Consider the following 25,848-nt stretch of genomic DNA (forward strand, 5'->3'; position numbering starts at 1 on the left):
CGGGATGGAAGTTTCGCGCGTGGATGGCCGCGCCAAGGTGACTGGTCAGGCGCGTTATGCCGCCGAGGAGCCGGCGGACGATCTGCTGTATGGCGTGGTGGTCAGTGGTGCGATTCCGCGCGGCCGCATTGCCGCCATCCTTACCGAGGCGGCGTTAGCGGTGCCCGGGGTGGTGGATGTCATCACGCATCTTAACCGGCCGCGCATCCGTTCCTTCGATATCTTTTACAAGGACATGACAGCGCCGGGCGGCTCGCCATTCCGCCCGCTATATGACGACAAGATTCATTACAGCGGCCAACCGGTGGCGCTGGTGGTGGCGGAGACTTTTGAAGCCGCGCGGTATGCCACGCAACTGGTGAAAGTGGAGTATGAGACGGAGCCGCATGCCACCTCGTTGCTGGAGAACCGCGAGCGCTTGTATAAACCCAGCCGCTTGAAGGCCGGTTACACGCCGCCGCCCGATCCCAAGGGGCACGCCGATGAGGTCTGGGAGAAGGCTGCGTTCCGCATCGAAGGGGAGTACTACAGCGGTGTCGAGCACCACAATCCGATGGAGATGTTTGCCAGCACCGTGATCCGTGGCGCCGATGGCCATCTCACCATCTACGACAAAACCCAAAGCTCGCAGAACAGCCGCTGGTATGTGTCGCACGTTTTCGGTCTGCCCAAGCACAAGGTCACCGTGCGCAACCCGTATGTGGGCGGCGCCTTTGGTTCCGGACTGCGGCCCCAGTACCAGCTGCCGCTGGCGGTCATGGCGTCGCTTGCGCTGGAGCGATCGGTGCGTGTGGTGCTGACGCGCCAGCAGATGTTCAGCTTCGGGCACCGCCCCGAGACGCTGCAGCGCGTGCGCCTGGCGGCCGAGGCGGACGGCAAGCTGACGGCCATCATTCACGAGGCGGTGGCGGAAACTTCGCGCATGGAAGATTATGTCGAGGTGGTGGTCAACTGGTCCGGCGAGGTGTATGCGTGTGAACATATCAGGCTGGGCTACCACCTGGTCGATCTCGATCACGCCAGCCCGATCGACATGCGCGCGCCGGGCGCGGCGCACGGTGTGCACGCGCTGGAAGTGGCGATGGACGAGCTGTCATATGCCCTGAACATGGACCCGCTGGCGCTGCGCCTGAGGAATTACGCCGAAATCGATCCTTCGCACGGCCTGCCATATTCGACCAAGGAGCTGCGTGAATGCTACCGGCAGGGCGCCGAGCGCTTCGGCTGGGACCAGCGGCCACTGCAACCGGGCTCCATGCGTCAAGGGCATGAACTGATCGGCTGGGGCATGGCCACCGGCGTGTGGGACGCCATGCAGATGTTCGCGCGCGCCAGCGCCGTGCTGCATGCCGATGGCACCCTGGTGGTCAGCAGTGCCGCCAGTGACATCGGCACCGGCACTTACACGGCGATGAGCATTATCGCGGCCGAGGCATTGGGCCTGCCGCTGGAGAAGGTGCGCTTTCAGTTGGGGGATTCGACGCTGCCGGCAGCGCCGATTGAAGGCGGCTCGTCACATGTGGCCACGGTGGGCTCCGCCGTACAAGGCGCTTGCGAAAAGCTGCAAAAAACACTGTTCAAACTGGCGAAGAAGATGCACGCCTCGCCGTTGGCCAAGGCGCGGTTCAAAGATGTCGAGTTCATTGGCGGTCGCTTGCAGTTGATCGGCCGGCCGGAGAAGTCGCTCGGGTTGACCGACATCCTGGCGGCCGAGGGCAGCGAGCGGCTGGAGGAAAAATTCCTGCTGCTGCCGAATATGCTCAAGCAGATGAAGTATCAGCGTTCCACCCACTCCGCGGTGTTTGTCGAGGTGCGCGTGGATCCGGAATTTGGCACGGTGCGCGTCACGCGGGTGGTCAGCGCCATCGCCGCCGGCCGCATTATCAACGCCAGGACGGCGCGCAGCCAGATCATTGGCGGCGTGGTGTGGGGCATAGGCCAGGCGCTGCACGAGGAAACCTATTGCGATCATCGGATGGGGCGCTTCATGAATCACAACCTGGCCGAGTATCACGTGTCGGCCAATGCCGATATTCACGATATCGATGTGATCTTCGTGGAAGAAGATGACCGTATCGTCAGCCGCATCGGCGCCAAGGGCGTGGGCGAGATTGGCCTGGTTGGCGTGTCGGCGGCGGTCAGCAATGCGATTTACCACGCTACCGGGCGGCGTGTCCGCAGCACGCCAATGACGCCGGATAAGGTGATGTCACCGTCCCTGTAGCTGCTGTTCTATAAACTCCACGCACACACGCACCTTGGCCGAACCGGCCAGGCGCTGTGGGTAGACTGCCCAGACATTGGCGCTTTGGGTGTACTGGGGCAGTACCTGTACAAGCCGGCCACTGTGCAGGTATGGTTGGGCGTCCCAATGCGAACGCAGTACGATGCCTGCACCGGCAACGGCCCATTGCAGTGCGATTTCACCGTGATTGGATGACAATGATCCGGTCACCTTGACCGTCTCTTCCACGCTGCCGCTGCGCAGCGACCACACGCCAAACGGCAAATCGCGCTCCTTGATGGCCAGGCAGTTGTGGCCCGCCAGTTCCTGCAGGTTGCGTGGCGTGCCGTGACGTTTCAGATAGTCCGGCGCGGCGCACAGGATGCGGTGATTCGCCATCAACTTGCGGGCGATCAGATGCGGTGCAATCTCGTCTCCGACGCGGATATCAAGGTCAAAGCCTTCGCTCACGATGTCGACCAGACGGTCAAACACTTCAAACCGCACCTGCAGCGAAGGATGGGCAGCCACCAGCCGCGCCACCACCGGCGCCACTACATTGCGGCCGAAACCGAAGCTGCTGCTGATGCGTAGCAGGCCTTGCGGCAGCTCGCGCCGTTCCGCCACTTCGTGCAGCAGGCTGTCGAGGTTTTCCAGTATCGTCATGGCGTGGGCGTAGACCCGCTCGCCATCCTCGCTGACGATGACGCGGCGCGTGGTGCGGTGGAATAGCCGCACGCCCAGCGCCTGTTCCAGTACACCGATACGCTTGCTGACGTAGGCCGGCGACATACCCAGTTCCTCGGCAGCCGCCGCAAAGCTGGCTTTTCGGGCCGCGGTGGCGAACACGCGCAGGTCCTCGTTGTCGATCTGATTATTCACGATACGTGTTTCATGGATTCACATTTCAGGTCATTATAAACACGAATAATCGGTTTATGCTGTGGCTTTCCGCCTAAGGAGCAGTCATGAAAGTACATAAGATAGCGGTGCTGGCCGGCGACGGCATCGGCAAGGAAGTGATGCCTGAGGGCGTGCGCGCGGTGGAAGCTGCGGCGCGCCGCTTCAATTTCGGCATCGAGTGGACCACGTTTGAATGGCCCAGTTGCGACTATTACCTCAGGCACGGCAAGATGATGCCGGATGACTGGATGGAGCAATTGAAGCGTTACGACGCGCTGTTCTTCGGCGCCGTCGGCTGGCCGGACACGGTGCCGGATCACGTCTCGCTGTGGGGATCGCTGCTGAAATTCCGCCGCCAGTTCGACCAGTACATCAACCTGCGGCCGGTGCGCCTGCTGCCCGGCGTGCCGTGCCCGCTGGCGAACAAGCAGCCCGGCGACATCGATATGTATATCGTGCGCGAAAACACCGAAGGCGAATATTCGAGTGTCGGCGGCCGCATGTTCGAGGGCACGGAGCGCGAGTTCGTGCTGCAGGAAGCCATCTTCACGCGCACCGGCGTCGACCGCGTGCTGAAGTTTGCCTTTGAACTGGCGCAGAAACGGCCAAAGAAGCATCTGACGTCCGCCACCAAGTCGAACGGTATTTCGATCAGCATGCCATATTGGGATGAGCGCGTGGACGCGATCGGCGCACACTATGCGGACGTCAGGCATGACAAGTACCACATCGATATCCTGGCTGCGCGCTTTGTGCTGTCGCCGGAGCGCTTCGACGTGGTGGTGGCCTCCAATCTGTTTGGCGATATCTTGTCCGACCTTGGCCCGGCCTGCGCCGGCACCATCGGCATCGCGCCATCGGCCAACCTGAACCCGGAGCGGAATTTTCCTTCGCTGTTCGAGCCGGTGCACGGCTCGGCGCCGGATATCTACGGACGGAACATCGCCAATCCGATCGCCATGATCTGGTGCGGCGCCATGATGCTGGACTTCCTCGGCCACACCGATGCGCATGACGCGATGGTGGCCGCGATCGAGCGCGCCCTGGTTGATGGACCGCGCACGCCGGACATGGGCGGCACGGCCAGCACCACGGAGGTGGGCGCCGCCATCGCCGCGCTTATTTAGTATCGATCAGCGGTTTGACGCTGAAGCCGTGCACCAGTATTGACAGCACGATCACGCCCAGCGCGATGCCGGTCAGCTCGCGCGCCAGATTGGGCGGAAGGCCGGCTTCGATGGCGTACACGATGTAAAACAGGGAGCCGATGCCGCGCACGCCGAACCAGCCGGTCATGGCGCGCATGCGATTGCTCACGCCGCTGCCCATCAGCCCCACGTAGACTGCCAGTGGCCGCGCGATCAAAAACAGGAACGCCGCCACGCCGATGGTCTCGTACGGCAGTTCGCGCAGCGAGATCATGCCACCCAACAGCAGTACCAATGTCAGCTCCGACAGCCGCTCAAGGTGTTCCTTGAACACCAGTGCTTCAGCACTGACCACCATGGGCGGCGCTCCGGCATCGCTGGCTTGCGCCGCCTGCGATTTCGCCACATCCGGTTCCAGCAGGCCGTAACGGTCCCTGGGGGCGCCGGCCAGCTTCAATTCCGTCTGGCGCAACGCCACAGCCGCAAAGAATACGGCCAGGTAGCCGGAGGCCTTGACCATGCTGGCCACGCCGTAGACGATGGCGATCAGGCCAAGCGCCACCAGGTCATCCATGATCTCATGGCGCGGCTTGACCACGCGCAGACGCCAGCCGAGGCGCGCCAGCCCGGAGCCGGCCAATACGCCGACCGCCACTGCGGCGCTGGTAGCCCAGATCACATCCACCAGCAGCCAGCGCAGGTGATCGTGTCCAGTCTCGCCGACGCCCAGCATGCCGAGGCCCAGCAGTACAAAGGGAAAGGCACTGCCGTCGTTCATGCCGGCCTCGCAGGTCAGGGTGAAGCGCAATTGATCCTTGTCGCCGGGATGGCGCACCTGCACATCGGTGGCCAGCACCGGATCGGTGGGCGCCAGGATGCCGCCCAGCAGAATCGCCGCACCGGCCGGCATGTGCAGCACGTAGTAGGCGAACAGCGCCACCAGCGCCACCGTCAGCGTCATCGACACCCACGCCAGGCGCAACGGCGCATCCCAGCGCGCCAGTTTGAACGGGACCGGCATCTTGATCCCGGCGGAGAACAGGGAGATCAGCAGCGCGATCTGAGTCATCAGCTCCAGCAGTCCGGATTGCGCTGATGGGTCAAAGCGGAACAGGTCGAGGAAACTGGGCCCGAGCAGAATGCCGACGCACAGGTAGACGATGGCCGAGGTAAACGGCGACCGCGAGATCGTCGTCGCCGCCAGGCCACGCGCCAGCATCAGCAGGCCGACCAGCAGAAACCATTGATTTGTACTCATGCCGTCAGGCTAAGAGTATTTCTTCAAATTGTATGTGGGGTAGGGCACGGAGTAGCGGTTATACTCGGCCTACCATGAAAAAAATCCTGTTCTCCCTTATCGGTGCGTTGCCGCTGATGGCTTCGGCCGCGCCTTGCCTGCCTGCGTCCGCCCTGATCGAGCGCGATTCCCAATATGAAGAAGCCCTGCGCGTCGGGAACGTGCCGTTCTTACAATCCCTGCTGGCGGACGATTACGTGTGGGTGCACACGCTCGGTACGCAGATCGAAACGCGCGCCGTCCTGCTGGCGCGTCTGGCCAAGCCTGTGGTGTTCAAAGCGCGCAGCACCAGCGAGGTGCAGGTCCACACGCTGGGCGACACGGCCGTCGTGCGTGGCATCAGCACCACCGAGCAATGGAACGCCGACGGCATCACCTGGCGCACCAACCGCTATCAGTTCATGCGTACCTACGTGAATGTCGGCGGTGAATGTAAGCTGCTGGCGGTCCAAACCATGAATCTGAAACAATGACGCGCGACGAACTGGAACAACAACTGGCGCAGGGCCTGCGCCGTTTTGAGGATTGCGCGTTTGACGATGAAGATTTGTCCCGGCTCGACTTGCAGGGCTGCGTGTTCGAGCGCTGTACCATCGCCGGCACCTCGCTGTTCGCCAGCAAACTGGCGCGCACGCAGTGGCTGCGCTGCCGGGGCGGCGGCGCGGACTTCGAGTCGGTCGACGCTGTGGATGCGCGCTTTGAAGGCTGCGATCTGAATAACAGCAAGTGGCGCCGCGCCAAGCTGGCCTCGGCCGCATTCCATGGCTGCAAACTGACCGGCGCTTCGTTTGAAGAGGTGGCGCACCTTGGCATCCACTTCGAGGAATGTCTGCTGGTGGGCGCCGACCTGCGCGGCTTCTCGTTCCGCAAGGCGACCCTGAAAGAACTGGATTTCTCCGAAGCCTATCTGTCCGGCTGCGACTTCCGCGAAGCGGTGTTTGAAGGCGGCAGCCTGCGTCACGCGGTGCTCAAGCTGGCAAAATTTCAGGGCGCCGACCTGCGCTCGACCAGCATCGAGGGGGTGAAGCTGACCGAGGCGGGTTTGTTCAAAGGCGCGGTGATCTCGCACGCGCAGGCTGCCGCTTTCCTGCGCGAGCTTGATTTGATCGTGGTCTGAGCCTTATTCGCAAGTGAAGTTGGCTGCGTCCTCGATGCTGCCGCTGCCCTTGTACTTGGCGGCCTTAGGATAAGGACAGAGCGGACGGCTCCGCGTGGCGGACCAGCTGGCCGGCACGTCGGCATTGACACCGCCCGCGTTGCCCGCGCCGCGCACGCTGGCTTGCACGCTGTCCGGCGCCTTGCCTTGCTCCACCCAGGCGATCAAAGGCGTCAGCATGTCGAATTGATCGGCGGTTGGGCCGTCGGCGCAGTGATTCATGCCGGGCACGGGGAAGAAGCGCGCGAAATTGGACGCGTCACCGTTATTGGCGTTGCGTACGCCGTTGTACCAGGCCGTTGTATCGTCGCTGGAGAAGATAGGATCGCTGGTGCCATGGTAGACCATGATCTTTGCGCCGCGATTCTTCAAAGCCGACAAATCAGTCGCATTGGGCGGCAGCATGAACGACAGCCCGCTTTCCGTGAAGGTGGCGTTGGTCGCGGCAACCTTGGTCAGCATGCTGGCCAGATCGCCGGTCAGTGCGAAGTTAGGTCCGTTGAAGGTAGCCGGATCTTCCGGCGGCGCCTCCCAGATCAGGCCCACGGCGCCGGAGTCCAGGGCCAGCGGTGCACTGAACTTCCACCATCCCCAGCCGCCGGTCGAAATACCTGCGTCGTAAGGGAAGCTGGAGTAGATTTTCGCCCCAGCCGCGGTGGTGGCGCCGGCAAACAGGCCGCCGATGGCAGTCTTTTGCGCCGCGCTCAGGCAGGTGCCATCGCGCGAACCGCTGCAGGTCGGCACGTCGCGATTCAGATCAAAGGCGGCCTGACAGGCTTGCGTGTTCTGCACCATGCCATCGGCGACGCCATCCAGGGCATCGCATTTGGCCAGCACCGCATTGGATACCAGGGTACGTTCGGCCTGCGTGAAACCGGTCGACAGATCGCCCGGCGTGGTGGCCAGCGTGTTGTAAGTCTTGGCGCCAGCGATATTGGCGATGGCTGCCAGCGGCAGGCGATAGCCCGGATTGCCGACCAGGAAACCATCGTATTGATCGGCATAGCGCGCCGCCGCTACCATGGTGTGGCGCCCGCCGTTGGAACAACCGCCGATGTAGGAACGGTCCGGTTTTTTGCCGTAAGCGGTTTCGATGATGTATTTGGCCATGGGCGTCAGCTTGCCGACCGCCTGGTAGCCGTAGTCCAGCCGTGCCTGCGGATCGGTGCCGAAGAATGGCGTGGCCGGGCTGTGGCCCGCGTCCGAGCTGATGACCGCAAAGCCCATGTTGAGCGCGTGGTCCAGCGGTCCGCCGCCGCCCACCGAGCCGGTGGCGGTAACCACGCTGCCATCCACGCCGCCATTGGTCTGATAGAAGAAACGGCCGTTCCAGTTGTTCGGCAGGCGCATTTCAAAGCCGATGGCGTAGCTCTTGCCATCCACCGCGCTGATGCGCTTGTACATCTGGCCCGTGATCTGGCAGTGCGCCGGTACCGGCTTGCCGGCGATGGTCAGCACGCCGGCAGCAACCGGGGTGGCCGCCGTGATGGTGGTGTTGGCGAAGCTGATCTTGCTTGCCAGGTCGGCGCAGTTGCCCAGCGTGGCGCCGGTCGCCGCCCCCAGTTGCGGCAGGCCGCTGACCGTGGTGGCCTTGGTGCCGGAACCGCCGCAAGCCGTCAGCAGAATGGCGATGGACGCCGCCGCCGCAGTCATTTGGGTGTTTTTCATTCGGGTGTCTCCTCTATGCACAAGTGATGGACGTGCCAGTCCGCGCAGCCTTCTGTGGGCTGCGTCCGGACCGGCATCGGGGCGCTACAGGGATCAGATTGGCGAGACGTCTTTGAGCACGCCGACAGGCTGGTTAATCAGCTTGCCATTCACCTTTTTGACTTCGCGGATGTACATGTTCTGTACGATGTCGCGCGTTGCCGGGTCGATCGAGATCGGGCCGCGTGGGCTGTCCCACTTCATGTTGGACAGGATCTGCATGGCCTTGTCGCCGGTGACCGTGCCATTCAGCTTGCGGACGGTTTCGTAGATCATGCCCATGGTGTCATAGGCCGCCACGGTGACGAAGGTGGGCGGCAGTGCCTTCGGCAGCGCTGCGGCGTAAGCGGCCAGGAAGGCCTTGTTGGCGGGGTTGTCCAGCGCGGTCGAGTAGTTCAGCACCGTGACGGCGCCCAGCGCGCGGTCGCCCAGGGCTTCCAGCGTAGGCGAGTCGCTGGTCATGTCGCCCACGCCCAGGAACTTGATGCCGGCTTTATCCAGGCCCTTGTCGCTAAAGGCTTTCAGCAGCGCCGTGCCGTCCTCGGCGCCCGGCGCGAAGAAGAACAGCGCGTCAGGTTTTTCATCCTTCACGCGCTGGATGAACGGCGAATAGTCCGGATTGGCCAGCGGCACGCGCGAGGAACCGACGATCTTGCCGCCGCCCGCCGTAAAGCCCTTGTTGAAGCGCGCCTCGGCGTCGATGCCGGTGCTGTAGTCGCTCACCAGCGTGTAGACCTTGCCCACCTTGTTGGCCGCGCTCCAGGTGCCGAATGGCTCGGTCATCTGCTGCATGGTCATGCTGGTGCGCAGCATGTACGGCGATTTGGCGGTGATGCCGGTGGTGACGGCGTTCATCACGATCATCGGAATCTTGGCCTGGGTGGCGATGGGCGCCACCGCCAGCGCACTTGGCGTCAGCGAGAAGCCGATCAGGAAGTTGACTTTTTCGCGCGTGATCAGTTCCTGCGCGGCGCGCTTGGACAGGTCGGCATTCGAGCCGCCATCGTCACGGTAGACGATCTCGATTTTCTTGCCCGCGACCTTGTCGCCGTACTGCTGCATATAAGTCTTGATGCCGTCCTCGAATGGCTTGCCGATATTGGCGAACGGGCCGCTCAGCGCAGCGATCACGCCGATGCGGATGGTGTCCTGCGCCTGCGCCATGCCATTGGCGAATACCATGCCGACTGCCACACCGATACATGCGAGTTTTTTCAGTTTCATAATGTCTCCTGTAATTTTATGTACTTATGCAGCGATGATTACGTTTGGATCTGTACCTTCATAAAGCGATGCGACGATGGCCGCGCGGCGCGTCAGCACCGCCGCCTGGTTGATGGAGCCCTTGTCGGTCATCTCGCGATGATCGATCGACGGCGGCTCCGCCTGCAGCAACAGGCGGTCGATGCGCATCGAGGAGCCGCTGGCGTCGGCGTTGAGACGGTCCAGCAGCGACTTGAAGCGCTCGCGCACCGGCGCGCTGGCCAGCACTTCCTCCACGCTGGCGCCGTCATGCAGCCCGGACAGCGTGTGGCAATGCTCCATGCGCGGGAACACCAGCAGGCCGATGGCGTTTCGATCGATGCCGGTCACCACCACGTCCAGCACATGCGGCGCCGCCGCGCTGATCACGCGCGCGCGCAGCGGACCGACACTGACGAAGGTGCCGGTACTGAGCTTGAAGTCTTCCGCGATGCGGCCGTCGAACATGAAGCCCAGTTCGCGGTGCTCGGAATCGACAAAGCGCAAGGCGTCGCCGGTACAGTAGTAGCCTTCCTCATCGAAGGCCGCTGCCGTCAGGTCCGGCGCGCGCCAGTAGCCGGGCGTAACGTGCGGACCGTGGAAGCGCGCTTCCAGCTTGTCGCCCGACGGCACCAGCTTGACCTTGCAGCCTGGCGCCGGCACCCCGACGTAGCCGGCCTTGATGATGTCGCCGGTGCCAAAGGTGCAGGACGGCGACGTCTCGGTCATGCCCAGGCCAGTCATGATGCGGATCGATTCGCCCGATTCGGCAATACCGGCCGCATCGAGCCGGTCCCACGCCGCCTGCGACAGACCCGCGCCTGCGCACAGGAACAGCTTCACACGCGAGAAAAAGGTGGCGCTCAGCTGTTTGTCGGTGGCCATGGCGTCGGTCAGCATTTCAAATCCCTTGGGGATGTTGAAATACATGGTCGGTGCGATTTCGCGCAGGTTGCGCAGGGTGGCGCCAAAGTCGCGCGGGGTCGGCTTGCCGTCGTCGATGTACAGCGTGCCGCCGTTGTACAACACGATGCCGACGTTATGGCTGCCGCCAAAGGTATGGTTCCATGGCAGCCAGTCGACCAGCACCGGCGGCTCGTCGCCCATGAAGGGGAAGGTTTGCAGCAGCATCTGCTGGTTGCTGGTCAACATGCCGTGAGTGGTGATCACGGCTTTCGGCTTTTTGGTGGAGCCGGACGTGAACAGGAACTTGGCGATGGTCTGCGCGTTCACCTTGTCATGTGCGGCTTCCACCGTGCTGGCCTGCACGTCGAGCAGCGCGCTGAAAGGCGTGGCACGTTGATTCGGCACTTCGCCATGCGCCAGGATCAGCTCCGCATCGGCCGGCATCACGGCAGTGATGGCGCGGCTGAAGGCATTGCCGTCGGACGCGTACAGCGCGCCGGGCGTCAGCTGGGTAACCAGCTCCGCCAGCTTGCCGTAGTCGGTCGCCACCAGCGAGTACGACGGCGATACCGGCGCATACGGTATGCCGGCATACATGGCGCCCAGCGCCAGCTGGAAGTGCTCAAGGTCGTTGCCCGACAAGATGAGCAATGGCCGCTCGGCCGACAGGCCGCGGTCCAGCAGCGACTGGCCGATGCGGCGGGCGCGGTCCAGCACCTCGGCATACGACAGGCGTATCCACTCGCCGTCCGCACCGCGGCGCGCGACCAGCGTGCGCTCCGGGTGGGCGGCGGCGCCCGATTCCAGCCGGTCGGTAAAGCGCGGCGGAACCTCGGCCAGCGGGGTGACGGCGTCCACATGCCACAGGCCATTGGCCTGGTACACCGCCACCTCGGGGTTGCCCAGCCTGACCGGGCGGCGCCTGACTTCAGGCGCCGCAGTCCTTGCTTGGTTCATGCGAGGCTCCTTAGATCGGGTAGTGGCGCGGCGTGGTCTGGATGGTGATCCAGCGCAGGTCGGTGAATTCCGCAATCGCTGCCTTGCCGCCGAAGCGTCCCTGGCCGCTGTGTTTCACGCCGCCGAACGGCATCTGCGCCTCGTCATGCACGGTCGGGCCGTTGATGTGGCAAATGCCGGACTCGATGCGCTTGGCCACAGCCATGGCGCGGCCGATATCGCGGCTGAACACCGCTGACGACAGGCCGTACTCGCTGTCGTTGGCCAGGCGGATCGCTTCGTCCTCGCTGTCGAAGCGCAGGATGGAGACGATGGGGCCGAAGGACTCCTCCTGATACACCTTCATCTCGGCGGTGACGCCATCCACGATTGCCGGCTGCATGATATTGCCCTGCACCTCGGACGAGGTTTGCAGCACGCGCGCGCCACGCTCGCGGGCGTCGGCCAGCATGCCGCTGACGCGCTGCGCGGCGGCGCTGTCGATCATGCCGGTCAGCGGCGCGTCCGCGTGGGCTGCCTTCAGGGTACGGGTTTTCGCTTCAAACTTTTCGAGGAAGGTGTCGGCGATCTTGTTATCGACGATGATGCGGTCGGCCGACATGCAGATCTGGCCCTGGTTGAAGAAGGCGCTGAAAGCGGCGGCTTCCACTGCCTCGTCAAGGTCGGCGTCATCCAGCACGATGAGCGGGTTCTTGCCGCCCAGTTCCAGCAGCACTGGTTTCAGGTGCGTGGCGCAATGCTGGGCGATGATGCGGCCGACGTTGGTGGAGCCGGTGAAGTTGACGCGGCGGACGGCCGGCGCGGCGATCAGGCGCTCCACCACCTTCGGCGCATCCTGCGGCGCATTGGTGATGACATTGACCACGCCCGGCGGGAAGCCCGCGTCTTCAAAGGCGCTGCCGATCAGGCGGTGCAGGGCAGGGCACAGTTCCGACGCTTTCAGGATCACGGTATTGCCGCAGGCGAGCGGCATGGCCACGGCGCGTGTGCCGAGGATGACAGGCGCGTTCCACGGTGCGATGCCGACCACCACGCCGCATGCCTGGCGCACGCCCATGGCCAGCGAGCCCGGTACGTCGGACGGTATCACCTCGCCGCTGATCTGGGTGGTCATGGCGGCTGCCTCGCGCAGCATATTGGCGGCCAGCGTCACGTTGAACTGATACCAGACCGGTGCGCCGCCCGCTTCCGCGATGCCGCGTTCGACGAATTCGGCGCGGCGCGCTTCCATCGCGTCCGCCGCCTTGAGCAGCAGGGCGCGGCGTGCGCCCGGCAGCATGGCCGACCATTCGGGGAAGGCCGCTTGCGCGGCTTGCACCGCGCGGTCCACATCGTCCAGCGAAGCGGCGGCGGCGCGGGTGGCGACTTCGCCGCTGGCGGGATTGCGGCGCTCAAACACGGCGCCGTTGTGGGCGGCGACAGTGGCGCCGCCGATTAGCAGATCAGTATTAAACATGGTTTGTCTCCTCGGGTTTTTATTGTAGAGTTTTTAACCGCGTTTGTAGGTTTGCAGGCCTGGCTTGATGGTCTTATCGTCCAGGAACTGCTTGAGGCCTTGCGCGCGGCCCTTTTCCGGATCGCGGTAGTTGGACTGATCGACCTTGGCGTACAGGTAGTCTTCGTTCTGCTCCCAGGTCAGTTCGCGGCAGCGCTTGAAGCCGTTCTTGGCGATACGCAGCACGGTTGGCGACTTGGCCAGCAGCTTGTCGGCCAGTTCCTGGACATGCTGGCGCAGTTCTGCGCGCGGCACGCTCTTGTTGACCAGGCCCATGGCGGCGGCTTCCTGGCCGGTGAAGGTGTCGCCGGTCATGATGTAGTGCAGCGCCTGACGATGGCCCATGGTGTCGGCCACCGCTTTGCTGACCAGGTTACCCGGCGGGATGCCCCAGTTGATTTCGGACAGGCCGAACACCGCTTCATCGGCGGCGATGGCCAGGTCGCAGGCCACCAGCGGCGAAAAGGCACCGCCGAAGCACCAGCCGTTGACCATGGCGATGGTCGGCTTGGAGTACATGCGCAGCAGCTTCCACTGCCATTGCGAGCAATCGCGGCGCAGGCGTTCCTGGAAGATTTCCGGCTTGCCGTCGTTCTCGCGGAAGTACTCTTTCAGATCCATGCCGGCGGTCCAGCTGTCGCCGGCGCCGGTCAGGACGATCACTTGCGCCTCATCGTCCAGCTCCAGCGTCTCCAGCACGTCGATCATTTCGCGGTTGAGCGTAGGGCTCATGGCGTTGCGTTTTTCCGGACGGTTGAGGGTAATCCAGCCGATGCTGTTTTCAATCTCGACCTTCACGGTTTCCCATCGGCCAGCGTATTTGGACATACAATATCTCCTGTGTGTGTAAGTTTGTTATCAGGCTGCCTGATATGTACCTTATACTATACCCACCTTTTACGTTTTTCAAGATGAATTTTTATGGTTAAAGCAAATTCCGATTCCAAACCCGTGGGACTGGCCTATCTGGTGGGGCGGCTGGACCACATTTTGAACAAGCGCCTGCGCGATTGCGTGGCGCCGGCCGGGCTGACGGTGCCGCAGTACACGGCGCTGTCGGTGTTCCGCGCACATGGTTCGCTGTCGAATGCGCAGCTGGCGGTGCGCATCATGACCACGCCGCAGTCGGCCAATGAGATGGTGAAGTCGATGGAGGGCAAGGGCTGGATCGAGCGCACGCCCGATCCGTCGCATGGGCGCATCATTCAGATCACGCTGACCGACGAAGGCCACGCCATCCTGGCGCAATGCGACGCCAAAGTGCGGGAGGTGGAGATGCAGATGTTCCCCGGCACATCCGAGGAACAGCGCGCGCTGCTGCACGCGCAGTTGAAGGGTGCTGTGCGCGCCCTGAGCCTGGAAGGAATTTAAGCCAGCGCTTCTTCTTCGCGCAGCTGCACGCTCATGCCGTCGCAGCTGGCGGACCAGCGCACCAGCCATTCCGGCAGCTCCGGCGATTGCTCCGGCACGCCCAGATCACGCACGATATCGGCTGGCGGCACCGTGCCCTGGGCCGAGCGGAATACCCCGCGCATCACCACCACGCCGGCGGCGCGGCCATCCTTGATGAAGCGGTGTTCGAGAAAGCTCCATTTGTCGTCCCACCCCAGCATGCGGGTGTGGATTTCAAACGTCTCGAACAATTTCAGCTCGCGCCGGAACTTGCCCCATGCGTCACCGACGATGGGCACTGCCTTGCGCCGCAGCGCCGTGCGGAAGGCGCCGGTCTTCAGCACATAATCCATGCGGCCGATGTCGGCCAGCGTGAAGTAGCGGCCGTTGGTGACGTGGCGGTTGAGATCCAGGTCGAGCGGCCACACGCGCATGCGCACCACGGTGGTGGCAAAAGGATCGACGCGCTGACGCCAGGGGCGTTTCAGCAGCATCCAGAACAGTCGGAACCAGAGATTCATGGTGTACAGGTGAGTAGAGGATGGGCACCACTATAGGGGAGTGGAATCTGGTAAGGTAGGTGCAGAAATGACTTTTTTCATGCGAAAAGTGACATGCATCTGACTCTGCTCTTTGCCGACCAATGTTCGGCCGCCAGCGCCACCACCGCGCTGGAACTGCTGACCGCCGCCAATCTGTTTGCCGGCCAGCCGGTATTCGACGTTGTCACCGCGTCGCTGGATGGCCAGCCGGTGCGCACCTTGCGCGGCCAGATCCTGCAGCCGGAAGCGGCGCTAACCGATATCAGGCACACCGACCTGGTACTGATCCCAGGCTTTCTGTTCACGCTGCGTGAAGCCTTGCCGGGCTTCGGCCGTTACAGCGCCTGGCTGCGTGCGCAGCACGCGCAAGGCGCGGTGCTGGCCACCATGTGCACCGCCACCTTCATGCTGGCTGAAACCGGCCTGCTGGCCGGCACCCGCGCCACCACCCACTGGGCGTTTGCGGACCTGTTCCGCAAACGCTATCCGGAGGTGCGCATGGATGAACGAGAGACGCTGTGCGAAGACAATGGTTTCATCACCAGCGGCGGCGCCAGTGCGGCGATGGACCTGCTGCTGCACCTGATCCGCCGTTACGGTTCGTTGGACCTGGCGCAGAAATGCAGCCGCTATCTTCTGATCGACAACGCCCGCAGCGAACAATCGGTGTATGTGATGTGGTCCATGCCGAAAAGCCATGGCGATGCCGATATCCTGCGCGTGCAGAACTGGCTGGAGGAGCACTACGACCAGCCGCTGTCGATCGACGAGCTGGCGCCGCGCTTCGGCTTCGGAGTGCGCAACTTCATGCGGCGTTTTAAAGAGGCCACTGGCTACACGCCGCTGGCCTACCTGCAAACGCTGCGCATCGAGAAAGCCAAGCATCTGCTGGAAGCCACGCGCATGAGCCTCGACAGCATTACCTTCAAAGTGGGATACGAAGACAGTAACTCGTTCCGCCGGCTGTTTCAGCAGCGCGTGGGACTGCTGCCTGCGGCGTACCGGAAGAAGTTCCAGCCGCAGGCAGCGTAGGGTGGGGCTTACTTGTTCAGCAGCGAGTGCTTGCGGGCGTAGCCGAAGTAGATCACCAGGCCGATCGCCAGCCAGATGATGAAGGCCACCCAGGTGAACCAGCTCAGGTAAGCCATCAGCGTGACGCAGAAGATCACGGCCAGCGCCGGAATCACCGGCACGCCTGGGCAGCGGAACGAGCGCTTCAGGTCAGGGCGGGTCTTGCGCAGGATGACGATGGCGATCGACACCAGGCTGAAGGCAGCCAGCGTGCCGATGTTGACCAGTTCATTCAGCACGTTCAGCGGAACGAAGGCCGCCATCACGCCAAATACAATGCCGACCAGCCAGGTGCAGAAGAACGGGGTCTGGAAGCGCGGGTGCACTTCCGACAGGCGTTTCGGCAGCAGGCCGTCGCGCGACATGGCGTAGATGATGCGGGTCTGGCCGAAGGCCATCACCAGGATCACGGTGGTCATGCCCAGGATCGCGCCCAGATCGACGAAGCCGGCAAACCAGTTCTCGCCAGCCTTTTGCAGCGCCAGCGTGACCGGGTGGTCGATGCCGAGGAATTCCTTGAACGGCACGATGCCGGTCATGATGGCCGAGACGATCACATACAGCACGGTGCACACGGCCAGCGAGCCGATGATGCCGATCGGCAGATCGCGCTCCGGACGCTTCACTTCTTCCGCCGCCGAAGTCACGGCGTCAAAGCCGATGAAGGCGAAGAACACCAGTGCCGCCGCGCTCAGCGTGCCGCCCATCCCGAACGGCATGAATGGCTGCCAGTTGGCCGGCGTGACGTGACGCGCGCCCACCAGGATAAACAGCAGCACCACGCTGATCTTGATGACCACCATGATGTTGTTCATGCGCGCCGATTCGCGCACCCCGATACTCAGCATCGCGGTCAGCAGCATCATGATGCACAGCGCCGGCAGGTTGATGAAGGTGGTCACGCCGGGAACGGCGCCTGGCGCCGCGGTCAGTGCCACCGGCAGCTGCCAGCCGAAGCCCGACAGCAGCGACTGGAAGTAGCCCGACCAGCCGACCGATACGGCGGAAGTGGCCAGGCCATATTCCAGCAGCAGATCCCAGCCGATCATCCACGCGGCCAGTTCGCCCAGCGTGGCATAGGAGTAGGTGTAAATGGAGCCGGCCACCGGCACGGTGGAGGCAAATTCAGCGTAGCAGAGCGCCGCGAAGCCGCAGGCGATGGCCGCGATCACGAAGGACAAGGTCAGCGCGGGACCGGCCGTGACAGCGCCAGTACCGGTCAACACGAAGATGCCGGTACCGACGATAGCGCCGATACCCATCAGGATCAGGTCGAAAGGACCGAGAACTTTCGCCAGGCCGCCCGGTTTGCGGGCTGTGGCGATCATCTCATCCAGATTCTTGGTTCGAAAAATGCTCAAAATGGCTCCAATTTTATTGTGGTTATCGTGATTCCCGACAACACCTTGTGGGCGTCGAAAGTCGGGCGACCGCAAATAATACAATATGGGGCAGCCAACGTTGCCGATTTATTCCTCAAAGATGCCGGGATAGGCCGAAGGTTGTTTCGTTTTTGTCACGGAATTTTCGATCGCCAGCAACGAGGAGACGTACAGCCGGAAGCGGTCTTCCAGCCGCCCCAGGTCCAGGCCCGTGATCTCGCCGATGCGGCGCAGGCGGTAATCCAGGGTGTTGCGGTGGATGTGCAGCGCCTCGGCGGTGGCGGCGGGGTGGCCGTCGTGGGCGAACCAGACGTCCAGCGTGCGCTGCAGCAGCGCCTTGTTCTTGCCCAATTTTGCCATGGGCGCACGCAGCTGGGCCGCCTGCCAACCGGTGTTCAGGCCGGAGAGCAGTACAGGCAGGGCGTGGTCATAGTAACTGTACAGGTACTTGCCCGGTGCCCGCTGACGGCCGACGCGCGCCGCCGTCCGCGCACTGTAGTACGAAGTGGCCACACTGTCCGGGCCTTGCAGCGTGATGCCCATGGTGAGCGTATGCGGCTGCGGGCAGACCGCCCGCACCTTGGCGGCCAGTGCCTGCAGCTGTTTATCGTTGCCGGGGCCGGGGGCGTCGTAAAAGTCCAGTATGGCCAGTTCCCGCGGGCCGGTGGCCGCCGTCAGCGCCGCCGGCAGGCGCGCTTGCAGCCGCAGTTGCAAGGCATGCAGGTCGGCGCCGTCTTCCAGTTCAAGCAGATATACCGCATGCATGCGCTCAAACCGCACACCCAGGCGGTGCGCCCATGCGGCCATATCGGCTGAATTGGCTTGTCCGCTGTTGATCAGGTTAAGCACGAAAGCCTCACGGTAGCGCGAATCGCGTTGCAGCTCGCCGGCCAATTGCGCCTGTTCGAGGATCATCTCGGCGGTCAGCCGCACCAGTTCGCCGAACTGGCGCACCTCGTCCGGGGCGCCGCTCAGGCCTACCGCGCCGCACAATTGACCATGCACCGTCAGCGGCAGGTTGATCCCTGGCTGGGCACCGTGCATGTTACGGGCGCCGGCCTGGTCGATTTCGATGGTCAGCTTCTTGGCCAGCGCCAGCAGCGCGCCCGCATGCAGCTCGCCTATGCGCGCCGGATTGCCGCTGGCGATGATGCTGCCGTTGGCGTCCATGACGTTGACGTTGTAGGGAATGATGCGCATGGTCCGCGTAACGATGTCCTGCGCCAGTTCTGTGCTTAAAATGTTCATACCCGGTATTTTAGGGCATTTGCACAAGAATTGCGGCACATGAGCCGCCACATTCAGGCATCTGGCCAATGATTTTTCGGGATGGATTCCAGATAATCGCCCCATCATAAAAACACTGGAGACTTGCATGAGCACTTCCATCCTGGACGGCGCCTACAAAAAAGCCGGCTGGCACCTGATTCCCTTCATTTTCGTCTGCTACCTGTTCAACTATCTGGACCGCGTCAACGTCGGTTTTGCCAAGCTGGAGATGCTCGATGCGCTCAAATTGAGCAATACGGTCTATGGCCTGGGCGCGGGTATTTTCTTCATCGGCTATGTGCTGAGCGGCGTTCCCAGTAACCTGATCCTGCATAAAATCGGCGCGCGCCGCTGGATCTCGGTGATGATGGTCGCGTGGGGCAGCCTGTCGGCCTGCATGCTGTTCGTGACCACGCCGACCTCGTTCTACGCGCTGCGCTTCTTCACCGGCGTGGCGGAAGCGGGCTTCTTCCCCGGCATGGTGCTGTACTTTACGCACTGGTTCCCGACCCAGAAGCGCGGCCAGGTGATGGCGCTGTTCATGTCGGCGATTCCCATCTCCGGCCTGATTGGCGGCCCGCTGTCCGGCTGGATGCTGTCGCACTTCTCGGCCGGGCAAGGCGGCATGGCCGGCTGGCAGTGGCTGTTCCTGCTGCAAGGCCTGCCGACCGTGCTGCTGGGCGTGGGCGTGTACTTTTACCTGAATGACGGCATTGCCCAGGCCCGGTGGCTGAGCAGTGATGAAAAATCCGCCATGCAGGCCGCGTTGGCAGCCGACGAGCAGCAGCGCGCCGCCACCAGCACCGCCGGTGATTCCTTTGGCGCCGTGCTGCGCAACGGCAGCGTATGGATGCTGGGCGTGATCTACTTCTGCATCCAGATGGGCGTGTACGCGATCAATTTCTGGCTGCCGTCCATCATCAAGTCGCTCGGCTTCGAGAGCGCGGTGACGGTGGGCTGGCTGAGCGCCGTGCCCTATCTGCTGGCAGCTGTGTTCATGGTGTGGGCCGGCCGCTCGGCCGACCAGCGCAGCGAGCGCCGCTTCCACGTGTCGCTGCCGATGGTGATGGGCCTGGTGGGTCTGCTGATGGCGGCCAACTTCTCCAGCAATGCGCTGGTCGTGATGGTCGGCTTGAGCATGGCGACCATGGGGGCATTGGCGGCGCTGGCGCAATTCTGGTCGCTGCCGGCGGCCTTCCTTGGCAGCGCGGCGGCGGCTGGCGGCCTGGCGCTGATTAACTCGCTGGGCCAGATCGCCGGTTTCGTCAGCCCCTTCCTGGTCGGCTGGATCAAGGACGCGACGCAAAGCACCGACATGGCGCTGTATATTTTGTCCAGCGTACTGCTGCTTGGTGCGATACTGGTGCTGCGCATTCCCGCCAAACTGGTCAACCGATAAGAGCAAGCGATGAAAATAGTCATAGCGCCCGATTCGTTCAAGGAGAGCCTGACGGCGATGGCCGTCGCCGACGAGATCGAAGCCGGCTTCCGCGAAATCTTCCCGCACGCCGAATACCGCAAGCTGCCGGTGGCGGATGGCGGTGAAGGCACGGTGCAAGCCATGGTCGACGCCAGCTGCGGCAAGCTGGTGGCGCTGGAGGTGAGCGGCCCGCTGGGCGAGCCGGCAGCGGCCTTCTACGGCCTGATGGGCGACGGCCAGACCGCGGTGATCGAGATGGCCGCGGCCAGCGGGTTGGAACTGGTGGCGCCTTCGCAGCGCAATCCGCTGCGCACCACCAGCTACGGCACCGGACAGCTGATACGCAATGCGCTGGATGCCGGCGCACGCCGCTTCGTGCTGGGCGTGGGCGGCAGCGCCACCAACGACGGCGGCGCCGGCATGCTGCAGGCGCTGGGCGGACGCCTGCTCGATGCCGCCGGCGCGGACCTGCCGGCGGGTGGGGGCGCGCTGGACAAGCTGGCGCGCATCGACTTGTCCGGCCTCGACGTGCGCATCGCGGATTGTGTGTTCGATGTCGCCTGCGATGTCAGCAACCCGCTGGTCGGGCCGCAGGGCGCTTCCGCCATCTTCGGTCCGCAGAAAGGCGCGACGCCGCGGATGGTGGCGCAACTGGACGACAACCTGCGCCGCTATGCCGACGTCATTGCCCGTGATCTGGGCAGGCAGGTGGCGGACGTGCCGGGCGCCGGTGCCGGTGGCGGCATCGGCGCGGCCATGATGGTGTTCCTGGGCGGCCGCCTGCGGCCGGGCAGCGAGATCGTCGCCGACGCCGTCGGCCTGGATGCGGCGGTGGCCGATGCGGATCTGGTCATCACCGGCGAGGGCCGCATTGATGGTCAGACCGTCCATGGCAAAACTCCGGTCGGCGTGGCGCGCGTGGCGCAACGCCACGGCAAGCCGGTGATCGCCATCGGCGGCTCGCTGGGTACGGCCGCCGCCGAGGTGCATGCGCATGGCATTGCCGCGGTCTTCGGCTCGGTCAGCCGTCCCTGCACGGTGGACGAGGCGCTGGCGGCGGCGGCGGTCAATGTGCGCAACGCCGCGCGCAACATCGCCGCCACATTAAGGTTGGGGGCCGGACTGGGCTTGTGATAGAGTTGTTTCCGATGTAACTACGGGACCGACTTCATGGCGCGACGCAGTATGCCGTCGATTAAGGTGCAAATCTATACCCTGGTGTGGGCTTGCGCCTTGCCGTCCATCGTGGGATTCTCGCTGCTCACTGCCCATTTCATCGATCGCGAACGCGAGCAGATCAAGCTTGATACGCTGATTACCGCCCGTGCGCTGATCCAGGCGGTGGACCGCGATCTCAATACTGGCATCAGCGTGGCGCAGGCGCTGTCCCAATCGCCCAGTCTGGACAAGGGCGACTTTGCCGCCTTCCACGCCGAAGCCAGCAAGGCTCTGCGTCCCGAATTCCCCGGTTTTAATTTCGTCCTCAGCAACCGCGATTCGGTGCAATTGCTGAATACTGCGCGCCCGTATGGGCCGCTGCTGCCTGATCCCGGCAGTGCGCAGCGCATCCGCAAGGTATTCGACACCGGCAAACCGGTCATCTCCGACGTGTTCATTGGCGGCGCGCTAAAACGGCCGCTGGTGGCCATCCATGCGCCGGTGCTGCGCGACGGTAAAGTCATCTACTGCATATCGACTGCCTTCGTGCCGGAGCGGCTGGGGCAGACGCTGAAAGAACAACGCCTGCCGCCGGATCGCGTGGTGGCGGTATTTGATGCGCAGGGCGTGATCGTGGCGCGCTCGCTGGACCCGGAACACTCGGTCGGCAAAAAAGGCGCGCCGTCGCTGCTGGCGCAGATGCCGGCCCGGATGGAAGCCGCGGTGGAAGCCACCACGCTGGAGGGCTTGCCGGTGTATTCGATGTACAGCCGCTCGCCCAGCAGCGGCTGGGCGGTGGTGATCGGCGTGCCGCGCAGCGTGGTGTGGTCGGAGATGCTGGCGTCCGTCAAATGGATCGGCCTGGGCGTGATGGCGCTGCTGCTGGCCGGCTTTTGTGTGGCCTGGGTTTATGCCCGCAGCATAGGTCGTTCAGTCGAGCAGGCCAACGCCGCCAAGGACGCCTTTGTAGCCAACATGAGCCATGAGTTGCGCACGCCGATGAACGCGGTGCTGGGCATGGCGCATTTGCTGGGCACCACCAGCCTGTCGCCGGAGCAGAGCCGTTACCTGGAGATGATACGGGCTTCCGGCCAGTCGCTGCTGGGTATTCTGAACGACATCCTGGACTTCTCCAAGATGCAGGCAGGGAAGGTGGAACTGCACCCGGTGCGCTTCCGGCTCGATGAGGTCATGCATTCGCTGGCGGCCATCATGAGCGTCAGCGCCGGTGAGAAGGAGCTGGAGTTGTGCATGGCGGTGGAACCCGACGTGCCGCGCGTGCTGATAGGCGACGCCTTGCGGCTGCAGCAGATTCTGGTCAACCTGGCCGGCAATGCGATTAAATTCACCGAGAAGGGCGAGGTGTCGGTGCTGGTACAGCGCATGACCAGCGCGCCGCTCACCTTGCGCTTCTGCGTGCGCGATACCGGCATAGGCATGAGTGAAGACCAGCTGGCGCGGTTGTTCAGTCCCTTCACGCAGGGCGATCTGTCGTTCACGCGCCGCTTCGGCGGCACCGGGCTGGGATTGACCATCTCGAAAAACCTGATCGAGATGCTGGGCGGCGCCATCCAGGTGCAGAGCGAGCCTGGCAAAGGCAGTGAGTTTCGCTTTACGCTGGCATTCACGGCGGCCGAGGAGGGCGACGTGCCGCACGCCAGCAACGCGCTGCACGTGCTGGTGGTGGACGACAACCGCACCAGCCGCACCTTTATCAGCAAGACGGTGCGCTCGTGGAACTGGACCAGCGACCGCGCCGCGTCCGGAGAGGAAGCGCTGGCCCGGCTGCGCACCGGCACCCGCTACGATGTGGTGCTGGTCGACAGTCTGATGCCGGGCATGGACGGCATGGCCACCATGCGCGCCATCCGCGAGCTGGCCGACGTGCCGGTGATCTTCCTGGTCAACGCCTACGCGCGCGGAAAGCTGATGCAGGAAATGGCCGAGGCCAGCGCCGCCGCCTTTCTTACCAAGCCAGTCACCGCATCCAGCCTGTTCGACGCGGTGCAAACCGCGCTGGCGCCAATTGCGAAGGACGAGGGCGGAGCTGCCGCGCTGGCCGCGCCGGCGCTTGGCGGCGTGCGCGTCCTGCTGGTGGAGGACAATCCGATCAATCAGAATGTCGCGCGCGGCATACTGGAACAGGCGCAGGCCGTGGTCACCGTGGCCGACAATGGCCAGGTGGCGCTCGACCTGCTGCGCAACCAGCGCTACGACCTGGTGCTGATGGACGTGCAGATGCCGGTGATGGACGGCTTCACCGCCACTCGCAAGATCCGCACCGAGCTGGGACTGACGCTGCCCATCATCGCCATGACGGCCGGTGTGATGGAGTCTGAGCGCGAACAGTGCACCAGCGCCGGCATGAACGATTTCATCGCCAAGCCGATCGACGTGGAGCAGATGTTCGCCACTCTGGCGCGCTACATATCAAGGCTGTAGCAGCTCCACACCGTAAGGTTCCAGCACCAGCGTATCCTGCCAGGTTTTGCCGCCAATGACGCCGTTGCTCTTGCCCGCCAGCGGGATCTGCTGCTGCCTGGTGGTGGTGTTGACATACAAGGTGCGGCCCTGCACCTGGCGCGCATACACCCCTTCCGGCGTGACCGGGCCCGGTGTGATACCGAGTTGCTGGTACAGCTGGCGGTACAGCGCCTGCATCACCGGGCGCTGCGGCGCCGTGGCCACGTAGATGGCCTGACCGCGGCCATAACGGTTCAGCGTGATGGCGGGCGGCGCACCATCGGCATTGCTCAGCCGGGCCAGCACCGAGGCGGTGGATGGCTCCAGCACTTCGTAGAAATTGGTGCTGGTGGCCAGCTTCTGACCGTTGAACGCCACTTCCAGCGGCGCGGCGGCGTTATAGAATTCGCTGGTGCGCAGGCCGAACACGTCACTCAGGCCGCCGGGCAGGGCGGTGTTGAACCACTGGCCATGTTCATTGATCTTGGCCGAGAATGCCGACATCACGACAGTGCCGCCGCCTTCAACATAGCGGCGCAGGGCGCTGGCGCTGCGCGGATCCATCACCAGCCCGGCGGGCACCACGACCAGTTTGTAGCGCTGCAGGTCTTCCTGGCCGATATTGATGACGGCGGCGTCGATATTGTCGTTGAAGACCGGCGCGAACGCGTTGTGCAACTGGTCCATGTACGGGATGGTGAAGTAGGCACGCATGGTGTTGGACGGGCCGGGCGGGGTCGAGGCGTTGCGGCTGTCGAACGAGTACGCGAACGCGACTTCCGGCTTGGTGTAACGCGGGAAGCCCATGTCCTGCAGGCGCTGGAATTCCTTGGCGATGGTACCGAACTCGCCCAGCTTCCAGGATGGCTTGTCATCATGGTCCAGCAGGCCCATCAGCATTTGCTCTTCGCCGCCGAGATGGGAGTTGAAGGTCCAGGCCATCACCGCCTGTGATCCCAGCAGCAGCCCCAGGTGGGCCCACATGCGCGCGCGCCCTTTGGTGCCGTAGTAGCCGCCGCCGCCGGCGGTAAATTCGTTAAACCAGATCGGCGTCTCCAGCGCGCCCTTCATCATCAGGGCTTCAAAGCCGGAGCCTACCGGTTCCGCCGGGTAAAAGCCCATGGCGCCGTAGTTGGTGTACTGGCGATAGCTGGACAGGTAATCAAAACCCTTGCGCGGCGCGCTGTCCCACAGGTTGGAAATGGCCGGCTTGTCGGGCGCGTAGCGGGCGCGCACCCGCTCCAGGTCCTTCAGCACGGCGATGGTGTTGTCCGACCAGAAGCGGCGCAGGTCGAGGTTGCGCTCGGCCGGGCCGGGGCCGTCGGCGTACGGCAGTTCCACTTCGTCCCAATTGCTCAGACGACGTGACCAGCGCTGCGTGGCCCAGGCCTGGTTGAGTGCGTCCAGGCTGCCATATTTGCGTTTCAGCCAGTTGATGAAGCGGCTGCGGTCGGCCTTGGAGTAGGACATGAAGGTGTTGCCGATTTCGTTATCGAAACCGATCGCGAATACGGCAGGATGGTGGGCATAGCGCTTGACCAGCTGCTCGGCCAGGCGCACGGCCAGACGGCGGTAGTCGGGATCGCTGATGTCCAGCATGTAGCGTTCGGCCGGCTGCACCACCGCGCCCTGGGCATTCACCAGATTGACGCCGGGGTATTTGCGATGCAGCCACAGCGGCGCCGGCGCGCCGGGAATATCGACAATCACCTTGATGCCGTTCTCGTGCATCTGGTCGAGGATGCGCTCGAACGGCGCCAGCGAGAACTTGCCGTCCTCCGGCTCAAAATAATCCCACGACAGGTCGCCCATGCGCACCACGTTAAAGCCGGCCTGCTTCATCAGGGCGATATCGTTGCGGATCTGCTCGGGCGTGCGGTCGACCGGCTGGTAGCAGGTGCCGACGAACAGCTGGCCGGGGCCAGGCCAGGCGCGTTGCACAGGGTTGGGATCGGCGGCGGCCGGCAGCGGGCCGGCGCTGGACAGCAGGGCCAGGGCGCAAGCCACGGCAGCTGGAATTCTCATAGATTGACTCCTTTGTATGTTTTATACGCGTTATGCGTCATCCCGTTGGATGTGCGTAAGCGTATGCGGGTGACATACGGAGCAGTAGCCT

Annotated in this window: 20 protein-coding genes; 9 read left to right on the plus strand and 11 right to left on the minus strand. The window is 63.6% G+C overall.

What is annotated here, in order from left to right:
• Positions 1–4: 4 nt before the first annotated feature.
• Complete coding sequence (locus ABDW57_RS24700; protein ID WP_343732835.1) at positions 5–2,224, plus strand: xanthine dehydrogenase family protein molybdopterin-binding subunit; 2,220 nt, start codon at positions 5–7, stop codon at positions 2,222–2,224.
• Here the strand turns inward: ABDW57_RS24700 and ABDW57_RS24705 are convergent.
• Positions 2,210–3,106: a LysR substrate-binding domain-containing protein gene (locus ABDW57_RS24705; protein ID WP_343732790.1), complete on the minus strand. Its 897-nt coding sequence runs from the start codon at positions 3,104–3,106 to the stop codon at positions 2,210–2,212. The two genes, ABDW57_RS24700 and ABDW57_RS24705, sit on opposite strands and share 15 nt — an antisense overlap.
• 86 nt (positions 3,107–3,192) lie before the next feature.
• Here ABDW57_RS24705 and ABDW57_RS24710 point away from each other — a divergent pair, with 86 nt between their 5' ends.
• On the plus strand, positions 3,193–4,254 hold the full coding sequence (locus ABDW57_RS24710) for a tartrate dehydrogenase (RefSeq protein ID WP_343732791.1): 1,062 nt from the start codon (positions 3,193–3,195) through the stop codon (positions 4,252–4,254).
• Here the strand turns inward: ABDW57_RS24710 and ABDW57_RS24715 are convergent.
• A complete protein-coding gene (locus ABDW57_RS24715) occupies positions 4,247–5,533 on the minus strand; it encodes a cation:proton antiporter (RefSeq protein ID WP_343732792.1) in 1,287 nt (428 codons plus the stop codon). The genes ABDW57_RS24710 and ABDW57_RS24715 overlap by 8 nt on opposite strands.
• A 74-nt stretch (positions 5,534–5,607) precedes the next feature.
• Here ABDW57_RS24715 and ABDW57_RS24720 point away from each other — a divergent pair, with 74 nt between their 5' ends.
• A complete protein-coding gene (locus ABDW57_RS24720; RefSeq protein WP_343732793.1) occupies positions 5,608–6,045 on the plus strand; it encodes a nuclear transport factor 2 family protein in 438 nt (145 codons plus the stop codon).
• Positions 6,042–6,689 (plus strand): pentapeptide repeat-containing protein, encoded by a 648-nt coding sequence (locus ABDW57_RS24725; RefSeq protein ID WP_343732794.1) that lies wholly within the window; start codon positions 6,042–6,044, stop codon positions 6,687–6,689. Before ABDW57_RS24720 ends, ABDW57_RS24725 begins: the two co-directional genes overlap by 4 nt.
• 3 nt (positions 6,690–6,692) lie before the next feature.
• Here ABDW57_RS24725 and ABDW57_RS24730 read toward each other — a convergent pair whose 3' ends face one another.
• The 5 genes from ABDW57_RS24730 to ABDW57_RS24750 form a co-directional block, all read right to left on the minus strand.
• A complete protein-coding gene (locus ABDW57_RS24730; protein ID WP_343732795.1) occupies positions 6,693–8,396 on the minus strand; it encodes a tannase/feruloyl esterase family alpha/beta hydrolase in 1,704 nt (567 codons plus the stop codon).
• A gap of 93 nt (positions 8,397–8,489) precedes the next feature.
• Entirely contained in the window at positions 8,490–9,659 is a 1,170-nt protein-coding gene (locus ABDW57_RS24735; protein ID WP_343732796.1) for an ABC transporter substrate-binding protein, read from the minus strand.
• A gap of 24 nt (positions 9,660–9,683) precedes the next feature.
• A complete protein-coding gene (locus tag ABDW57_RS24740) occupies positions 9,684–11,540 on the minus strand; it encodes a feruloyl-CoA synthase (RefSeq protein WP_343732797.1) in 1,857 nt (618 codons plus the stop codon).
• Positions 11,541–11,550: 10 nt separating this feature from the next.
• Positions 11,551–12,996 carry an aldehyde dehydrogenase gene (locus ABDW57_RS24745; RefSeq protein ID WP_343732798.1) on the minus strand — a complete coding sequence of 482 codons (1,446 nt, stop codon included), beginning with the start codon at positions 12,994–12,996 and terminating at the stop codon, positions 11,551–11,553.
• Positions 12,997–13,029: 33 nt separating this feature from the next.
• Positions 13,030–13,863, minus strand: coding sequence for a p-hydroxycinnamoyl CoA hydratase/lyase (locus ABDW57_RS24750; RefSeq protein ID WP_343732799.1), 834 nt, complete (start codon positions 13,861–13,863; stop codon positions 13,030–13,032).
• A gap of 93 nt (positions 13,864–13,956) precedes the next feature.
• Between ABDW57_RS24750 and ABDW57_RS24755 the strand changes: the two genes are divergently transcribed.
• Entirely contained in the window at positions 13,957–14,406 is a 450-nt protein-coding gene (locus ABDW57_RS24755) for a MarR family transcriptional regulator (protein WP_343732800.1), read from the plus strand.
• Here ABDW57_RS24755 and ABDW57_RS24760 read toward each other — a convergent pair.
• Positions 14,403–14,948: a thioesterase family protein gene (locus ABDW57_RS24760; protein WP_343732801.1), complete on the minus strand. Its 546-nt coding sequence runs from the start codon at positions 14,946–14,948 to the stop codon at positions 14,403–14,405. The two genes, ABDW57_RS24755 and ABDW57_RS24760, sit on opposite strands and share 4 nt — an antisense overlap.
• 93 nt (positions 14,949–15,041) lie before the next feature.
• Between ABDW57_RS24760 and ABDW57_RS24765 the strand changes: the two genes are divergently transcribed.
• Positions 15,042–16,001, plus strand: coding sequence for a helix-turn-helix domain-containing protein (locus ABDW57_RS24765; RefSeq protein ID WP_343732802.1), 960 nt, complete (start codon positions 15,042–15,044; stop codon positions 15,999–16,001).
• An 8-nt stretch (positions 16,002–16,009) separates the two neighbouring features.
• Here ABDW57_RS24765 and ABDW57_RS24770 read toward each other — a convergent pair whose 3' ends face one another.
• Positions 16,010–17,401, minus strand: coding sequence for an amino acid permease (locus tag ABDW57_RS24770; protein ID WP_343732803.1), 1,392 nt, complete (start codon positions 17,399–17,401; stop codon positions 16,010–16,012).
• Between the two features lie 108 nt (positions 17,402–17,509).
• Positions 17,510–18,670 (minus strand): sugar diacid recognition domain-containing protein, encoded by a 1,161-nt coding sequence (locus ABDW57_RS24775; RefSeq protein WP_343732804.1) that lies wholly within the window; start codon positions 18,668–18,670, stop codon positions 17,510–17,512.
• Between the two features lie 127 nt (positions 18,671–18,797).
• On the opposite strand from ABDW57_RS24775, the gene ABDW57_RS24780 reads away from it, so the two are divergent.
• Genes ABDW57_RS24780 through ABDW57_RS24790 form a run of 3 tightly spaced genes read left to right on the plus strand, consistent with a single transcriptional unit; the run spans position 18,798 to position 23,711 of the window.
• The gene (locus ABDW57_RS24780) at positions 18,798–20,090 is read left to right on the plus strand and encodes an MFS transporter (RefSeq protein WP_343732805.1); all 1,293 of its coding nucleotides are present in this window, start codon (positions 18,798–18,800) and stop codon (positions 20,088–20,090) included.
• A 9-nt stretch (positions 20,091–20,099) separates the two neighbouring features.
• Positions 20,100–21,245: a glycerate kinase gene (locus ABDW57_RS24785; RefSeq protein WP_343732806.1), complete on the plus strand. Its 1,146-nt coding sequence runs from the start codon at positions 20,100–20,102 to the stop codon at positions 21,243–21,245.
• 36 nt (positions 21,246–21,281) lie between these two features.
• Positions 21,282–23,711, plus strand: coding sequence for a response regulator (locus ABDW57_RS24790; protein WP_343732807.1), 2,430 nt, complete (start codon positions 21,282–21,284; stop codon positions 23,709–23,711).
• Here ABDW57_RS24790 and ABDW57_RS24795 read toward each other — a convergent pair.
• The gene (locus ABDW57_RS24795) at positions 23,700–25,757 is read right to left on the minus strand and encodes a beta-galactosidase (RefSeq protein WP_343732808.1); all 2,058 of its coding nucleotides are present in this window, start codon (positions 25,755–25,757) and stop codon (positions 23,700–23,702) included. The two genes, ABDW57_RS24790 and ABDW57_RS24795, sit on opposite strands and share 12 nt — an antisense overlap.
• Positions 25,758–25,848 lie beyond the last annotated feature (91 nt).

The organism is Duganella sp. (assembly GCF_039595735.1).
Lineage (GTDB): Bacteria > Pseudomonadota > Gammaproteobacteria > Burkholderiales > Burkholderiaceae_D > Rugamonas.

Coding starts and splice junctions, on each gene's coding strand:
- ABDW57_RS24700 (WP_343732835.1), top strand. CDS start 5: ATGGAAGTTTCGCGCGTGGATGGCCGCGCCAAGGTGACTGGTCAGGCG.
- ABDW57_RS24710 (WP_343732791.1), top strand. CDS start 3,193: ATGAAAGTACATAAGATAGCGGTGCTGGCCGGCGACGGCATCGGCAAG.
- ABDW57_RS24715 (WP_343732792.1), bottom strand. CDS start 5,533: ATGAGTACAAATCAATGGTTTCTGCTGGTCGGCCTGCTGATGCTGGCG.
- ABDW57_RS24720 (WP_343732793.1), top strand. CDS start 5,608: ATGAAAAAAATCCTGTTCTCCCTTATCGGTGCGTTGCCGCTGATGGCT.
- ABDW57_RS24725 (WP_343732794.1), top strand. CDS start 6,042: ATGACGCGCGACGAACTGGAACAACAACTGGCGCAGGGCCTGCGCCGT.
- ABDW57_RS24730 (WP_343732795.1), bottom strand. CDS start 8,396: ATGAAAAACACCCAAATGACTGCGGCGGCGGCGTCCATCGCCATTCTG.
- ABDW57_RS24735 (WP_343732796.1), bottom strand. CDS start 9,659: ATGAAACTGAAAAAACTCGCATGTATCGGTGTGGCAGTCGGCATGGTA.
- ABDW57_RS24740 (WP_343732797.1), bottom strand. CDS start 11,540: ATGAACCAAGCAAGGACTGCGGCGCCTGAAGTCAGGCGCCGCCCGGTC.
- ABDW57_RS24745 (WP_343732798.1), bottom strand. CDS start 12,996: ATGTTTAATACTGATCTGCTAATCGGCGGCGCCACTGTCGCCGCCCAC.
- ABDW57_RS24750 (WP_343732799.1), bottom strand. CDS start 13,863: ATGTCCAAATACGCTGGCCGATGGGAAACCGTGAAGGTCGAGATTGAA.
- ABDW57_RS24755 (WP_343732800.1), top strand. CDS start 13,957: ATGGTTAAAGCAAATTCCGATTCCAAACCCGTGGGACTGGCCTATCTG.
- ABDW57_RS24760 (WP_343732801.1), bottom strand. CDS start 14,948: ATGAATCTCTGGTTCCGACTGTTCTGGATGCTGCTGAAACGCCCCTGG.
- ABDW57_RS24765 (WP_343732802.1), top strand. CDS start 15,042: ATGCATCTGACTCTGCTCTTTGCCGACCAATGTTCGGCCGCCAGCGCC.
- ABDW57_RS24775 (WP_343732804.1), bottom strand. CDS start 18,670: ATGAACATTTTAAGCACAGAACTGGCGCAGGACATCGTTACGCGGACC.
- ABDW57_RS24780 (WP_343732805.1), top strand. CDS start 18,798: ATGAGCACTTCCATCCTGGACGGCGCCTACAAAAAAGCCGGCTGGCAC.
- ABDW57_RS24785 (WP_343732806.1), top strand. CDS start 20,100: ATGAAAATAGTCATAGCGCCCGATTCGTTCAAGGAGAGCCTGACGGCG.
- ABDW57_RS24790 (WP_343732807.1), top strand. CDS start 21,282: ATGGCGCGACGCAGTATGCCGTCGATTAAGGTGCAAATCTATACCCTG.
- ABDW57_RS24795 (WP_343732808.1), bottom strand. CDS start 25,757: ATGAGAATTCCAGCTGCCGTGGCTTGCGCCCTGGCCCTGCTGTCCAGC.